Source organism: Alcanivorax sp. P2S70, from assembly GCF_000475295.1.
In the GTDB taxonomy this organism is placed as follows: Bacteria; Pseudomonadota; Gammaproteobacteria; order Pseudomonadales; family Alcanivoracaceae; genus Alcanivorax; species Alcanivorax profundi.
Genome location: NZ_AXBZ01000076.1, coordinates 131,692 through 145,288, shown reverse-complemented (window position 1 = coordinate 145,288; position 13,597 = coordinate 131,692). Strand labels below are relative to the sequence as shown.

The 13,597-nt window shown below is 58.3% G+C and carries 18 protein-coding genes, 1 tRNA gene and 1 riboswitch; of the genes, 13 read left to right on the top strand and 6 right to left on the bottom strand.

Annotation, left to right across the window (positions count from 1 at the left end):
• Nucleotides 1-29: 29 nt before the first annotated feature.
• The gene (gene iscR / locus Q672_RS33475) at nucleotides 30-494 is read right to left on the bottom strand and encodes a Fe-S cluster assembly transcriptional regulator IscR (RefSeq protein WP_022986923.1); all 465 of its coding nucleotides are present in this window, start codon (nucleotides 492-494) and stop codon (nucleotides 30-32) included.
• A gap of 218 nt (nucleotides 495-712) precedes the next feature.
• Between iscR and Q672_RS33470 the strand changes: the two genes are divergently transcribed.
• The 3 genes from Q672_RS33470 to Q672_RS33460 all read left to right on the top strand — a co-directional run bounded on the left by Q672_RS33470 (nucleotide 713) and on the right by Q672_RS33460 (nucleotide 3,395).
• Nucleotides 713-789: transfer RNA gene (locus Q672_RS33470), tRNA-Met, on the top strand.
• 107 nt (nucleotides 790-896) lie between these two features.
• The gene (locus tag Q672_RS33465) at nucleotides 897-1,385 is read left to right on the top strand and encodes a GNAT family N-acetyltransferase (RefSeq protein ID WP_022986922.1); all 489 of its coding nucleotides are present in this window, start codon (nucleotides 897-899) and stop codon (nucleotides 1,383-1,385) included.
• A gap of 375 nt (nucleotides 1,386-1,760) precedes the next feature.
• Complete coding sequence (locus tag Q672_RS33460) at nucleotides 1,761-3,395, top strand: inverse autotransporter beta domain-containing protein (RefSeq protein WP_022986921.1); 1,635 nt, start codon at nucleotides 1,761-1,763, stop codon at nucleotides 3,393-3,395.
• Nucleotides 3,396-3,544: 149 nt separating this feature from the next.
• Here Q672_RS33460 and Q672_RS33455 read toward each other — a convergent pair whose 3' ends face one another.
• From Q672_RS33455 to Q672_RS33435, 5 genes are all read right to left on the bottom strand, one after another.
• The gene (locus tag Q672_RS33455) at nucleotides 3,545-3,766 is read right to left on the bottom strand and encodes a hypothetical protein (RefSeq protein WP_022986920.1); all 222 of its coding nucleotides are present in this window, start codon (nucleotides 3,764-3,766) and stop codon (nucleotides 3,545-3,547) included.
• A 245-nt stretch (nucleotides 3,767-4,011) separates the two neighbouring features.
• A complete protein-coding gene (locus Q672_RS33450) occupies nucleotides 4,012-4,623 on the bottom strand; it encodes a TPM domain-containing protein (RefSeq protein ID WP_022986919.1) in 612 nt (203 codons plus the stop codon).
• Between the two features lie 12 nt (nucleotides 4,624-4,635).
• Nucleotides 4,636-5,355, bottom strand: a complete 720-nt coding sequence (locus Q672_RS33445; protein WP_022986918.1) for a TPM domain-containing protein — start codon at nucleotides 5,353-5,355, stop codon at nucleotides 4,636-4,638.
• Entirely contained in the window at nucleotides 5,355-5,945 is a 591-nt protein-coding gene (locus Q672_RS33440; RefSeq protein WP_022986917.1) for a LemA family protein, read from the bottom strand. Before Q672_RS33440 ends, Q672_RS33445 begins: the two co-directional genes overlap by 1 nt.
• 26 nt (nucleotides 5,946-5,971) lie before the next feature.
• Nucleotides 5,972-6,271: a GIY-YIG nuclease family protein gene (locus Q672_RS33435; protein ID WP_022986916.1), complete on the bottom strand. Its 300-nt coding sequence runs from the start codon at nucleotides 6,269-6,271 to the stop codon at nucleotides 5,972-5,974.
• 67 nt (nucleotides 6,272-6,338) lie between these two features.
• On the opposite strand from Q672_RS33435, the gene Q672_RS33430 reads away from it, so the two are divergent.
• The 10 genes from Q672_RS33430 to Q672_RS33385 all read left to right on the top strand — a co-directional run bounded on the left by Q672_RS33430 (nucleotide 6,339) and on the right by Q672_RS33385 (nucleotide 13,537).
• Nucleotides 6,339-6,731: a hypothetical protein gene (locus Q672_RS33430; RefSeq protein WP_022986915.1), complete on the top strand. Its 393-nt coding sequence runs from the start codon at nucleotides 6,339-6,341 to the stop codon at nucleotides 6,729-6,731.
• A 72-nt stretch (nucleotides 6,732-6,803) separates the two neighbouring features.
• On the top strand, nucleotides 6,804-7,166 hold the full coding sequence (locus Q672_RS33425; RefSeq protein WP_022986914.1) for a HopJ type III effector protein: 363 nt from the start codon (nucleotides 6,804-6,806) through the stop codon (nucleotides 7,164-7,166).
• Between the two features lie 69 nt (nucleotides 7,167-7,235).
• Complete coding sequence (locus Q672_RS33420) at nucleotides 7,236-7,799, top strand: glutathione peroxidase (RefSeq protein ID WP_022986913.1); 564 nt, start codon at nucleotides 7,236-7,238, stop codon at nucleotides 7,797-7,799.
• Nucleotides 7,800-7,858: 59 nt separating this feature from the next.
• Nucleotides 7,859-8,188 carry a hypothetical protein gene (locus Q672_RS33415; protein ID WP_031227189.1) on the top strand — a complete coding sequence of 110 codons (330 nt, stop codon included), beginning with the start codon at nucleotides 7,859-7,861 and terminating at the stop codon, nucleotides 8,186-8,188.
• A gap of 36 nt (nucleotides 8,189-8,224) precedes the next feature.
• Entirely contained in the window at nucleotides 8,225-9,004 is a 780-nt protein-coding gene (locus Q672_RS33410) for a dienelactone hydrolase family protein (RefSeq protein WP_022986911.1), read from the top strand.
• 198 nt (nucleotides 9,005-9,202) lie between these two features.
• Nucleotides 9,203-9,320, top strand: a riboswitch (guanidine-I (ykkC/yxkD leader).
• A gap of 56 nt (nucleotides 9,321-9,376) precedes the next feature.
• On the top strand, nucleotides 9,377-10,441 hold the full coding sequence (locus Q672_RS33405; RefSeq protein ID WP_022986910.1) for a putative urea ABC transporter substrate-binding protein: 1,065 nt from the start codon (nucleotides 9,377-9,379) through the stop codon (nucleotides 10,439-10,441).
• Between the two features lie 72 nt (nucleotides 10,442-10,513).
• Complete coding sequence (locus Q672_RS33400; protein WP_022986909.1) at nucleotides 10,514-11,332, top strand: ABC transporter permease; 819 nt, start codon at nucleotides 10,514-10,516, stop codon at nucleotides 11,330-11,332.
• A gap of 12 nt (nucleotides 11,333-11,344) precedes the next feature.
• Entirely contained in the window at nucleotides 11,345-12,136 is a 792-nt protein-coding gene (locus Q672_RS33395) for an ABC transporter ATP-binding protein (RefSeq protein WP_022986908.1), read from the top strand.
• An 18-nt stretch (nucleotides 12,137-12,154) separates the two neighbouring features.
• Nucleotides 12,155-12,871, top strand: a complete 717-nt coding sequence (locus Q672_RS33390; protein WP_022986907.1) for an urea amidolyase associated protein UAAP1 — start codon at nucleotides 12,155-12,157, stop codon at nucleotides 12,869-12,871.
• Between the two features lie 27 nt (nucleotides 12,872-12,898).
• Nucleotides 12,899-13,537: an urea amidolyase associated protein UAAP2 gene (locus Q672_RS33385; protein ID WP_022986906.1), complete on the top strand. Its 639-nt coding sequence runs from the start codon at nucleotides 12,899-12,901 to the stop codon at nucleotides 13,535-13,537.
• The last annotated feature ends 60 nt before the right edge of the window (nucleotides 13,538-13,597 follow it).

Sequence of the window (13,597 nt, the reverse complement as noted above, 5' to 3'; positions counted from 1 at the left end):
ACAAGGAATGGTTGGCTGTGAGGCGCGAATTATAGACTACTGACGGGCAAGCGCTGCTGCTGTCGATCCTGACGCATGGAAATCTGCCGCACTTCCTGGCGAGCCACCAGCTCACCCAGTGAAATACCGGTCAGGAAAGCCTGGATCTGGTCTGACAGATCGCACCAGAGGTGGTGGGTCAAACAGGTATCGCCTTCCTGGCAATCACCGTTGCCACCGCAACGGGTCGCATCCACGGACTCGTCCACCGCAGCAATAACGGCAGCCACATCAATATCCTCACTGGAGCGGCTCAGCTGATAGCCGCCACCGGGACCGCGCACACTGCTGACCAATCCATTGCGGCGCAGCTTGGCAAACAACTGCTCCAGGTAAGAAATGGATATACCCTGACGCTCGGAAATGTCCGCCAGTGACACCGGGCCGGCGGCAGCGTGCAATGACAGATCCAGCATGGCGGTCACGGCATAGCGGCCTTTTGTGGTTAGACGCATATCCACACCTTTTTTGCGTGTATTTAACGAAAGAGACTAATAATCCCGACCGTTTTGGTCAAGTATTTAACGGATAATAAACAAGAATCATTATCGTTTAAAGTGCCACTATGGCAGAATTTCCTCCCGCTTGCCAGCAACTGTCTAAACATTGTGCAGCCGCCACCGGGAAGGCTTGACACCCGCACCTGCCTCACGGAGAATTCGCGGCCTCGAATGGCAAGGTAGCTCAGCTGGTTAGAGCACAGCACTCATAATGCTGGGGTCGGCGGTTCAAGTCCGCCCCTTGCTACCAAACGATGAAAAAGGGCTGGAGAGTGATCTCCAGCCCTTTTTGTTTTACTTGTGCTTGAACCGCCCCCTGTCACGGCCATCCGCCAGTCCAAACCTAATAGAGTACTCATGCGCATCCGAGAAGCTTCTGCGGAAGATTTTGATGACATCTGGCCCATTTTCTGCGAGATCGCCGCAGCGGGAGAGACCTACGCGTACCCTCGAGACATCACCAAAGACGAGGCCCGGGAGCTTTGGCTGGCGGCACCACGCAAGACCTTCGTGTTCGAGGACGATGGGAGAATTCTGGGCACTTATTACATCAAGACCAATCAAGCAGGACCGGGTCAGCATGTCTGTAATTGCGGCTATATGGTGTCTTCCGCTGCAAGAGGAAAAGGACTTGCCACTGCCATGTGTGAGCATTCGCAAACCCTTGCACGACAGCTAGGGTATAAAGCCATGCAATTCAATTTTGTAGCGTCCAGCAACCAAGGCGCTGTAAGACTCTGGAACAAGCTCGGCTTCGACACCGTCGGCACTTTGCCCAGCGCATTCCTTCATCCAACACAGGGGTATGTGGATGCGCTGGTGATGTATAAGTGGCTGGGCGAGTAGCGATCCCGCCTTCTCTGGCCACTGCTGCATGGGCCCCTTCCTCCCCCTCAGCTTGTCGCGCTGTAAATACAGGACAGCAGCACGGTGCGAACTGGACACCTGTCACAGTGCTGTTGTATGTTTTTCCTTCCCCCCAATGGATGCCAATCCCGGTTTCAGGACAAGTCCGTCAAAGACGGGTGTCTGGCGTGGTCTGGCAGCCAACAATCTTCAAGTCTTTCGGCCTTGGCCAAACCTCGTTAGGAATTGGTCTTCGCCTTGAGCTTGGCAAAGTCCACCGGGCAACATCTGCGCAGCCGCCGCCTGCCCAACAATAACGCCATCGCACACGCAATCCTTTGAGAGCAATCCGCGTGTCTGATGCTGGGGGAAAGAATGAATCGGTTTCTGATCTGTATCCTGCCTGCCACTGTGCTCACCCTCACAACGACTGCCAGCGCGCAAACGCCCGTCACACAGAACAAATGGAGTCCCAGAATCGGGGTGGAAGGCAAACCCGGCACCGATCGCAGTCTCGGCGAAGCCGATCTGTTCTTTCCTGTATGGCAGAACAACGACACCCTCCTGTTCGCCAATCTGCGTGGACGCTTCGATAATCAGGACAGCCTCGAAGGCAATGCGGGCCTGGGCCTGCGGCACATGCTGGACACGGGCTGGAACCTGGGTGGCTACGGCTATTTCGACCGTCGCAGAACTCCCGGCGACAACCACTTCAACCAGGCCACATTCGGCGTGGAAGCCCTGTCCCTGAACTGGGACGTCCGGGCCAATGGCTATATTCCTGTCGGCACCACCGAGCACGAAGCGGACAGCGCCAGCGTCACGCAATTCACTGGTACCGGTTTCACCTATCGTGCCGGTGAAGAACGCAGCATGAGTGGCTTCGATGCAGAGATAGGCTGGCGACTCCCGCTATTCAAGCGCGATGCCGCCCACCAACTACGGCTATACGCAGGTGGCTATCGTTTCACTGACAGCAAGGCAGAAACGATAGCGGGGCCGCGCACCCGGCTGGACATGAATTTCAATGACGTTCCGTTTTTAGGGCAAGGGGCGCGGTTATCCCTGGGGCTGGAGCACCAGCACGATGATCCCCGTGGCAGCCAGACGTTTGGGCTGGTTCGCCTGAGCATCCCCCTCGGTGGGCCAGAACGCGGCAACAGGCAGCCAACGCCCATGGAACGCAGAATGACCGACCCGGTGATCCGTGATGTGGATGTGGTCAGCCAGGCCGGGGCCTACGGTCGAACAGAGCACATCACCGAAACAGCCGAAGGCAAACACATTACGGTGCTAGACAGCACCAGCATCAGTAATGGCACAGATTTGGCCACCGCGATTAATGCCGCCGGGGCCAACACGGCCGTCATTCTCAATGGGGACTACACCGACATCAATCAGGTCGCGGTACTGCTGGATGGTCAGGACATTCTGGGGAAATCGACCCTGTTGGCCAAAACCCCCTCGGGGAAAATCGTCAACCTCACGACACCATCCGCCAGCATTACCGGCGAAGGCGATAATGGCAGCGGTGGCGCCAACCGTTTTTTTGAGATGGCCAACAACAGCAGCCTGGTGGGCGTCCAGGCGAGCATCAGCCGAAGCGGCTCCGCTTTGATCGCCCAAATGGATAACGTGTCCGATGTTCAGATCCACGACAATGTGTTGCACTCACAGGTGTCTGCCAGCACCGCTGCGCTCTTTCTGATAAAGAACAGCCACCATATTTCCATCCGCAACAACAACGCCACGGTCGTGGCCAATGGCAGCACGGGGCAGGCGCTCGCCTTTACCGACAACAACAGCTATATCGACTTTTCCGACAACACCCTGTTCCTTTCGGGGACCATTCTAACCACAGATATCCATACCTATCTGCTTGCCGGGGGCGTCACGATTAACCATCTTTCAGGCACCGGTAATACCGCCAATATCGCCCGCTGCTATATCGTCAGCACCTACACGATCACGGGTACTATCAAAACCAACGGTACCGACATGTGTCCATGAGTTTATGAGCTCAGGCACGACAAAAGCGAGGGCGGTAAAGGTAACGCGAGCGGAGCCAGGGCTAACGCCTGAACCGGACAAGCGGCCAGAGGGGAGGCTCTTACTCCCTTCTGCTCGCCGTTGACGACGAACGTGGGTTACCCGCAGTCTCAGGGCCGGATAACGAAATAGTAGTCGTCGCTGAGCCGCAGTCTCAGGCAATCCGCAGCACCACCCGTTTCCCGCTCCCACTCCACAGACTGCACACCCAGATCGAATGCAGCAGTATTTCGTGCAATGTGCTTTAGGCGTTCAATATCGGTGGATTCGGTAATCAATACCGGAGGCGTTGGCGCACTAGTGGCGCCGCTTTTTTCGCGGAACAGTTTCATCGTCTCTCTCCTTGCGCCTTCAAAGCGACAGCCTGGCTGCTTTGAGATGACGTCCGCCGCATCCACCACAGAGGGCGGGAAGGCGGTTATCGTTATTCGTGTTCCTTAACAGACCCTATTGTTGTTACCCGAATTCAGGAAAAGACGCAATTATCCCGTTTTCTCATATTCCAGATATTGCAGTGACCGGGAAGCCGTGGCCGGGACGGCACTGACGCCCGGACCGACTCCTGAAGAATCATGGTCTAGAGAATGACGAGATGATTGGGCAGCTCGTTCTTCTGGCGGGTTGCGGGTACATGGGCAGCCAGCTTGTCAACGCAGGCCGTTACCGTTTCCTGAAAGCCCTGTGCCGTCTGCCCGGCTTTGACCCGGGAAATGAAGGTATCCACTATCGCCTGCCATTCGTCATCACCGACATGCTGGGCAATCCCCTGGTCCGCCAGGATTTCCACATAATGTTCGGCTTCGCTGACGAAAATCAGCACGCCGGTGGCATCCCGGGTACGATGCAACCCCTGTTGCAAAAACGCGTTGCGCGCCAGGCTGGCAGCCCGCAAATGCTGCAGGCGACGCGGCACCAAACGGAACTGCAGGGGCTTCCAGCGGAACAGCACCGCCAGCACCAGCAGCATACCCCATTGCAGCAGCAGCGCCTCAAAGGCAGTCAGCCAGTGTGGCAAAAACAGCAGCGCCGCAGGGACCAGCAGAGACAGCAGCGCCGCCCACAACAAAGTGACATAACGGTAATCATCTGCCTGCGTGGCCAACACGGTGACCAGCTCGGCATCGGTGCGTTTTTCCTGTTCGTTGATGGCCTCGGCCAATGCCGCCTGGGCGGCTTTATCCAGTAACACTACCTGTCTCCCTTACCAGCCACCGGAGGCGCCACCGCCACCGAAACCACCACCGCCGCCGCCGAAGCCGCCGCCACCAAAACCACCACCGCCGAAACCTCCTCCCCCCATGGGCATGGGCAGGAACATGAAGCCACCGCGGCGACCACCCCGGCCGCCACCGCCCCCGAAGGAGAGCAGGAAGGTCAACACGATCATCACTGCCAGGATGCCCAGCGCCTTGAGCCCGGACACTTTCTGTCGTGGCTGCCGGGTGCCGGCATACTCACCCTTGATGGCAGCCAGAATCGCCGTGACACCAGCCTGGATGCCGCCATAAAACTGCCCCTGACGAAAGGCGGGCAGAATTTCCTGCTGGATGATCACGCTGGCCAGCGCATCGGTGAGCGAACCTTCCAGGCCATAGCCCACCTCGATACGCACCTTGCGGTCGTTGGGAGCCACAATCAGCAGAACACCGTTATCGTTATCCTTGCTGCCGATGCCCCAGTGACGGCCCAGCTGATAACCGTAGTCGGCGATGTCATAGCCCTGCAGATCCGACAGGGTGACCACCACCACCTGATTCGAGGTATTCTGCTCGGCCCCCGCCAGCGCCTGGGTCAGGCTCTGCGTCTGGGCCGGGGTTAACAGGCCTGCCTCATCGACCACACGGCCGCTAAGCTCGGGGAACGTCGGCGCCGCCCACAGGGGGGACGCCAACAGCAGACTGAGAAGCAGGAAAACGCGCATCAGTCGAAGCTGACCGCCGGTGCCTGGTCGGCCCCTTCCGAGGTCGCCTCATAGGTCTCGCGGATGTCCATGTCGCTGTACAGGAAGCTGTGCCACAGCCGGCCCGGGAAAGTACGAATCTCGGTGTTGTACTGCTGAACCGCCGCAATATAGTCCCGGCGAGCCACACTGATGCGGTTCTCGGTGCCCTCCAGCTGCGACTGCAACGCCAGGAAGTTCTGGTTGGCTTTCAGATCCGGATAACGCTCGGCTACCACCATCAGGCGCTGCAAGGCAGAGCCAAGCTGGCGTTGCGCCTGCTCAAACTGCTGCAGTTTTTCCGGGTTGTCCAGCAGGTTGCCATCCACCTGAATAGACCCCACCTTGGCCCGCGCCTGGGTCACATCCACCAGCACTTCCTGCTCATGACTGGCATAGCCCTTGACCGTGTTCACCAGATTGGGAATCAGATCGGCACGACGCTGGTACTGGTTTTCCACCTGGCTCCAGGCCGCTTTTACTTGCTCATCATAGGTGGGGATATTGTTGATCCCGCAGCCACTCAACCAACCCGCCAGCATTACCAGCACCACACTACGCCACAAGGTCATTACTGTGTTCTCCATTCATGTTGAATTCAGGCATCGTCCAACCAGATCGACAGCGGGGCACGACGCTTCTCCTCACGCAACGCGGCCAGCAAGCGGTCTTTGCCAGCCCGATTCAGCCGTTTGAGTCTCGCCTCCAGCTGCGAGGCCGACGAGCGATCCCCGCCGGGTACCAGCAGTACCGGCACCACAGGACGTCGCACCCGCGTGTAGCGAGCCCCTTTCGGGCTATGGTTGTGCTCATGGAAACGGCGAGCGGGTTCGGTACAGATCCCCGTGTACAGGGACTGGTCGGCACAACGCACCATATACACCCACCACTGTTGCATGCTTTTACATCTGCCCGCGAAATCATTGCTATGATGCCAGAGACGTTACAGACAACAAGGATGAAAAATGATTACGTATCTCTACTGGTTTCTTGTCGCCGCTCTGGTCATCGCCGCCCTGGTCGGTATCGGCGCTCGCGCCGGCAAGTGGAAGCCGGCCATCATCATCGCCGTGATCATCTGGCTGGTCTCCACCCTCGCCTACTATTTCTGGCTCCAGCAAGTGTTCGTCAAGCGCTTTGGCGGCACCATGAGCATCACCATCCCTGAGGAACACTACCACCTCAATGCCACCTGGAAAGATGACAACCTGTGGATCGAGGACTACGACCCTGCCACCAACGAATGCATCTTCCGTGAGTATTCCCGCGGCAACATGCTGCAGGGCCGGGTGGTACTGAAAAACTGTAATCCGCTGGGCGCCCGCAACCTGCCTGCAGCCCCTGCCGCCGGCCAATAAAGCGCCGCCGGCCTTCCCCTGTTCCGGGGATAGCGCTACCCTTCTGCGTTTTGAACCGGAACAGGAATCCCCATGAGCAATTCCGTCGAAACCCTGCTGTTTGCCCTGAACCTGATGCCTGAAGTGGTGGCATTTGAGCAGGTCCAGGCCGCCATTGACGAGCACTATGACTACACCCCGACCCGCTTCACCAATGGCAGCGGTGACGACATGGTGATCAATGAAGCAGGGACCAATGAGGGCTCCTGCAAGATCTTCGCGTTCGCCAAGCTGCACAACCTGAACGACGAGCAGACCCTGGCCTGCTTTGGGCATTTCTTCCGCGACCATGTGCTGAGCAACCCGGAAGGCGACGACCATGCCAACATTCGCACCTTCATGCGTCATAGCCTCAAAGACGTCCACTTCGACGGCGAAGCCCTGAAGCCACGATAATGTGAAACTCTTCGCGCTATCTTTACTGGAATTCCGCGAAGCTCAGTGCATCCCGAATGGAGACGATCAATGATGATGCGATGGATCCCCGCCCTGTTCAGCCTGTTTCTGCTTAGCCCCGCCAGCCACGCGGAGCAAAGCTGCGCCGCGGCACTGGATGTCACGGTGCGCAAGCTGCACTCGGACAAGCAGCTTGATCTGTGCGAAATGACCCGCAACCGCACCACACTGGTCGTCAATACCGCCAGCCAATGTGGCTACACCGGGCAATTCAAAGGGCTGGAAGCCCTTTACAAGGCCTACAAGGAAGATGGCCTGGTGATCGTCGGTTTTCCGTCCAACGACTTTAACCAGGAGCTGGGCAGCGAATCCGCCGTCGCCGACATTTGCTACATCAACTACGGTGTCACCTTCCCCATGGCCGCCACCAGCTCGGTGAGAGGCGATCAGGCCAACGCCGTGTTCCAGGTACTCAATGCCGCCACGCAAGCGCCGGGCTGGAACTTCAACAAGTATCTGGTTTCTGCCAACGGTGACGTCATCACACACTTCCCCTCCTCTGCCCAACCCCGCGGAGGAGAGCTGGAAACCGCCATTCGCCAGGCACTCGGCAAACCACCCGAGGGCCAGTAGCCGCCTGCGGCGGACCCTGATATGGTGGATAATTCCACTCACAACCTGGGATCAGTCCCGTGAAGGTTCGTAATAGCAAGGAAATACAGCGTCATCGCCTGGAACGCGATATGCAACGATTCCTGGCAGAAGGTGGATCCATTCAGGAGGTCGCCTCCGGCGTCAGTGGTGCCGACCCCATCAGCGGCAAGGGCCACCAGACGGTGCTGTTCAACGGCCCCAAAGAGCCTCGTCGCACCGACCTGACCCAGGTTGCAGCCACCATTGATTCACGCAAGGAAGCGAGAAAACACAAGCCAAAACGCCAGCGTCTGGCCCCCCGGCCACGTCGCAAGCTGGTCTACGATGATTTTGGCGAACCCCTGCGCTGGGTATGGCAGGAAAACTGATTCAACCACTTTGTTAATCTTTAAAGAGGACAGGCAATGAAACGGCTAGGGCTGTGGTTCGTGCTATTGGTCTTGGGGCAAACCGTGCAGGCGGACATCATCGAAACGCAAATCACCCTCCCCGACAATCTGGGCACCGGGGTGATGTACCTGAACGACAAACAGAAAAACCCCTCCGCAGGCGTGATCGTTATCCACGAATGGTGGGGGCTGAACGACTACGCCCGTGCCCGTGCCCGCATGCTCGCCAAACAGGGCTATGCTGCGTTGGCCATCGACATGTATGGCACCGGCAAGGTGGCCACCCACCCCAAAGACGCCAAGGCCTTCATGGAAGCCGCCATGGCGGACCCTGAAAAGATGAACCAACGTTTCCAGGCCGCCCGCACCCTGATGCTTAAACAACAGCAGGTCGATCCGGCACGGCTGTATGCCATTGGCTACTGTTTTGGCGGAGGGGTGGTTCTGCATCAGGCGCGCAGGGGCACAGACCTGGCGGGTGTCGCCAGTTTCCACGGCAGCCTCGGCACAGAACAGCCCGCCAAGGCCGGCGAGGTCAAAGCCCGGGTGCTGGTGGCCACCGGTCAGGCCGATCCCATGGTGCCTGCCGAGCAGGTCAGTGGTTTTGTCTCCGAGATGACCGCCGCGGGCGTCGACCTGCAACTGCTCAGTTTTCCCGGCGTGAAGCACAGCTTTACCAACCCCGGCGCCGACGCAGTAGCAGAACGCTTTGACATGCCGGTGGGCTATGACGCCCATGCCGACCAGGCCAGCTGGGAGGCCCTGATGAACTTCCTTGCCGCCACTCCGGAATAAAGCACCAACACGGGGCATCGCCAACCCGAATGCCCCATTTTAAATCGCGCCTTCCCCTCAAACCTGACACCCCCACCAGGCCCCAACAGCTAACCCGCTGAATTCCTTGGCAATGAAAAGGTTGGCACCCCACTTGCACCACATTCCGTCGAGGAATCGAATGGCCACGCTGCCATCACGCACTCAATACAATTTGCACCAATAGACAGCTAGGGTTCCGGTCACCTGCTTCAGGGTGATGCCTGGTCCGAGAGCTGGCGACCTTCACAGACTGACTTGGCAGAAGGTTACACGGCGGGACAAAAGCCCGGGAGAGCACGATGACAGCAGTGTCATTGGATTCCTCTCCGTCCGTAGCCAAGGAGGTCTGAAATGACCCGTTCCGTACGCAACACCGCTGCCGCCGCAGCACTTTCCCTGTTTGCCGTCCTGACCCCGGCCAGTGCCATGGCCAAAGACTCCTTCAGCATTTGCTGGTCCATCTATGTGGGCTGGATGCCCTGGGACTTCGGTGCCCAGCAGAAAATCGTCGACAAATGGGCTGACAAGTACGACATCGAGATCGACGTGGTGCAGATCAATGACTACGTGGAATCCATCAACCAGTACACCGCCGGAGCCTATGACGGCTGCGCCATGACCAACATGGACGCCCTCACCATTCCGGCTGCCGGCGGCGTGGATTCCACCGCCCTGATCGTGGGGGACTTCTCCAACGGCAACGACGGTGTGGTACTGAAAGGCACCGACGAGCTGGCCGATATCAAGGGCCAGAACGTGAACCTGGTAGAGCTGTCCGTTTCCCATTACCTGCTGGCCCGTGCCCTCGATACGGTTGGCCTGAGCGAGAAAGACCTGACGGTGGTGAACACCTCAGACGCCGATATGGTTTCTGCCTTCACCACGGACGATGTCACAGCGGTCGCTACCTGGAACCCGCTGCTCAGCGAAATCACGGCCATGCCTGACAGTCACAAGGTGTTCGACTCGTCGGAGATTCCCGGTGAAATCATCGACCTGATGGTAGTCAACACCGACACCCTCAACGCCAACCCGGACTTCGGCAAGGCACTGACCGGTGCCTGGTACGAAATCATGGCCACCATGTCCGCCGACAACGAGGCAGGCAAGGCCGCCCGTACCTTCATGGCCAAAGCCTCTGGCACCGACCTGGCCGGCTATGAGGCGCAACTGGCCTCCACCCGCATGTTCTATCAGCCCAGCGAGGCCGTCGCCTTCGTCAACAGTGCTGAGCTGAAAGACACCATGCAGAAAGTCGCGGAGTTCTCGTTTGAGCACGGCCTGCTCGGCGAAGGCGCACCGGATGCGGGTTTTGTGGGCATCGAAACCCCGGCCGGGGTATTCGGTAGCGACAGCAACATCCAGCTGCGTTTCATCCCGGACTACATGGCCATGGCGGCCGACGGAACGCTGTAAGAGAAAAACGTCAGACGTCTGAAGCCGGGCGTCTGACGTCTAACTGGCTGTTAAACCACACCGGGATTCATCATGAAGAAACTGATCAACCGCCGACCCGGCAACGCCTTGAGCTGGGCGTTGGGGCTACTGCCATTCCTGCTGCTGATGATCGCCTACATGGTGGCGTCTGATGCACGCCTGGCGGAGAACCCCAACGACAAGCTGCTGCCCGCACTGGACAGTTTTGTTCAGGCCATCGACCGTATGGCATTCGAACCCAGCAAACGCAGTGGTGAATATCTGCTTTGGGCCGATACGCTCGCCAGCCTGCAACGGCTCGGCATCGGTGTTGCCATTAGTGCCCTGGTAGCGGTGGTGGTTGGTATTGGCAATGGCACTATTCCGCTGGTGCGTTCCACCTTTTCGCCACTGGTAACCGGCCTCTCGCTGGTCCCACCCATGGCGATCCTGCCGGTGTTGTTCATTATTTTCGGTCTGGGCGAACTGGCCAAGGTCATGCTGATCATTATCGGGATTACCCCCTTCATGATCCGGGACCTGCAACAGCGAGCACGGGAAATTCCCGCCGAACAAATCATCAAGATGCAAACGCTGGGCGCCAATACCTGGCAGATCATCACCCGACTGGTGTGGCCCCAACTGATGCCGCGACTGATCAGTGCGGTGCGCCTGTCACTGGGCCCGGCATGGCTGTTCCTGATTGCCGCAGAAGCCATCGCCGCGACGGAAGGGCTTGGCTACCGGATTTTTCTGGTTCGCCGGTATCTGGCCATGGATGTGATCTTGCCTTACGTGGTGTGGATCACTTTTCTGGCGTTTGTCATCGACTTTTTACTCAGCCGCTATTCGCAATGGCGCTACCCCTGGTTCCACCAGAAAGGGCACTAAGGAGCGAGACCCATGGCGATTATCGAAATGAAAAACCTGTGGAAGGAATACGGCGATCAGGTAGTTCTGGAACGTCTTAACGCCACTGTCGAGGAGGGCGAGTTTATTACCATTGTCGGCGCCTCCGGCTGTGGCAAGACCACCTTCCTCAAACTCTTGCTCGGCACCGAAGACGCCACCCGCGGCGAACTGCTGTTGGATGGCCAGCCCCTCCCGGCCGAACCTGACGCCAGCCGGGGCATCGTGTTCCAGCGTTACTCCGTGCTCAACCATCTGACCGCAGTGGAAAACGTGATGCTGGGAGGCGAGCTGGAAAGCAGTCGCTGGTTCGGTATCAGCGTAGGGAAAAAACGCAAACAGCTACGCAAGGATGCCCTGGAGATGCTCGAGTCCGTGGGACTCGGCCCGGCTGCCGACAAGTACCCTCATGAATTGTCCGGGGGCATGCAGCAACGTCTGGCGCTGGCCCAGGCACTGATCAAGCGTCCACGCATCCTGCTGCTGGACGAACCTTTTGGCGCACTGGATCCGGGTATTCGTGCCGACATGCACAAGCTGGTGCTGTCCCTGTGGAAATCCCAGCGCCTCACGGTATTCATGATCACCCATGACATCACCGAAGGGTTTTATCTGGGCACCCGCCTGTGGGTCTTCGACAAACCCCGGCTGGATCCGCAAGCCCCCGGGGCCTATGGCGCCCGTGTGACTTATGACCTGCCGGTAGGCGATTGTGAGAACGGCACCCTGACCAGCATCAACCAGCGCGTGACCCGCACCAGTCGCGTGCTTAACGACACCCTCTGAAAGGCCAAGGAATTCATCATGAGCGACAGCCTTTACACCACCACCCTGCCCGGCAGCGCCCACTGGTCGCTGCGGGTGCGTCGCGGCATGCAGCTGCGCTTCACCGATCTGCAAGGCGGCGCCAATCTGGCCGTACTGATGTACAACCCGGAAGCCCTGCTGGAACGCTACAACGCACCGGATACCCTCAAGGGCCAACACACTTTCAAACTGACACGGGGCAACTGCCTGTATTCCGATATGGGTCGGGTGTTCGCTTCTATTGTTGAGGATGATTTCGGTTGGCATGAAACCGTCTGCGGCACCCTCAGCGAAAAAACCTTACAGCAGAAGTACCCGGTGCGCTCCTACCAGGACCATCACAATCAATGGACCCTGAGCGGTGAACACAGCTTCCTCACCGAGCTGGCCAAGTACGGCCTGACCGAGCGCGACATGGCAGCCAATTTGAATCTTTTTTCAAAAGTGGCCGCCGCCGATGACGGCAGTTTGCAGTTTGATCCTGAAGCAGCCAGCCCCGGAGCCAGCGTCACCCTGCGGTTTGAAATGGATACGCTGGTGATCCTGCACACCTGCCCACACCCGCTCAACCCGGCAACAGACTATCCCATGAAGCCGGTGCAGATCGACATGCTGAAAGCCGATCCAGTCAGCGACGATGACTACTGCAAAAATTTCCGCCCGGAAAATGGCAGAGCCTTCGAAAACAACCGCCTGTATCACCTCGGTTTGTAATTCGCGGCACCTGACAAGGAACGAAACATGATCAAAGAAAGTTCACGACAACCGGAACAGGCCAGCTTTCGCGAAACCGTTGCGGCGGGTGATTATTTCATTCGCACCGTGAAAGCAGGGCAAACCGTCCGACTGCTGGACCTTGAGGGAAACCAGGCTGCCGATACGCTGTTCTACAGTGCCGCAGACCCGGCCGAGCGCTACAGCGCCATGGACACCCTTCGCGAACAGGGCAATGTGTACCTGACGGCGGGCACCGTGCTGATGACCAACCGCATGAACCCATTACTGGAAATCGTAGCCGATACCTGCGGTCGACATGACACCCTTGGCGGCGCCTGTGCCACCGAAAGCAACACGGTCCGCTACGATCTGGAAAAGCGTTGCATGCATGCCTGCCGGGATAGCTGGATGTTGGCAATCAACGCCCACCCGGAATTCCATCTGGCCAAACAGGACATCACTCACAACATCAATTTCTTCATGAATGTGCCGGTCACTGCAGAAGGCGGGTTGACCTTCGCCGACGGCATTTCAGCACCGGGAAAATACGTGGAACTGACCGCCTGCATGGATACCGTGATGCTGATTTCCAACTGCCCACAGCTGAACAATCCCTGTAACGGCTACAACCCGACCCCGATTGAAGTACTGATTTGGGATTAACCCTGGCGCGGTATTCCCTGGGGACGACCTCAGCGGCCAAAGGATTCAATAACGGGACGA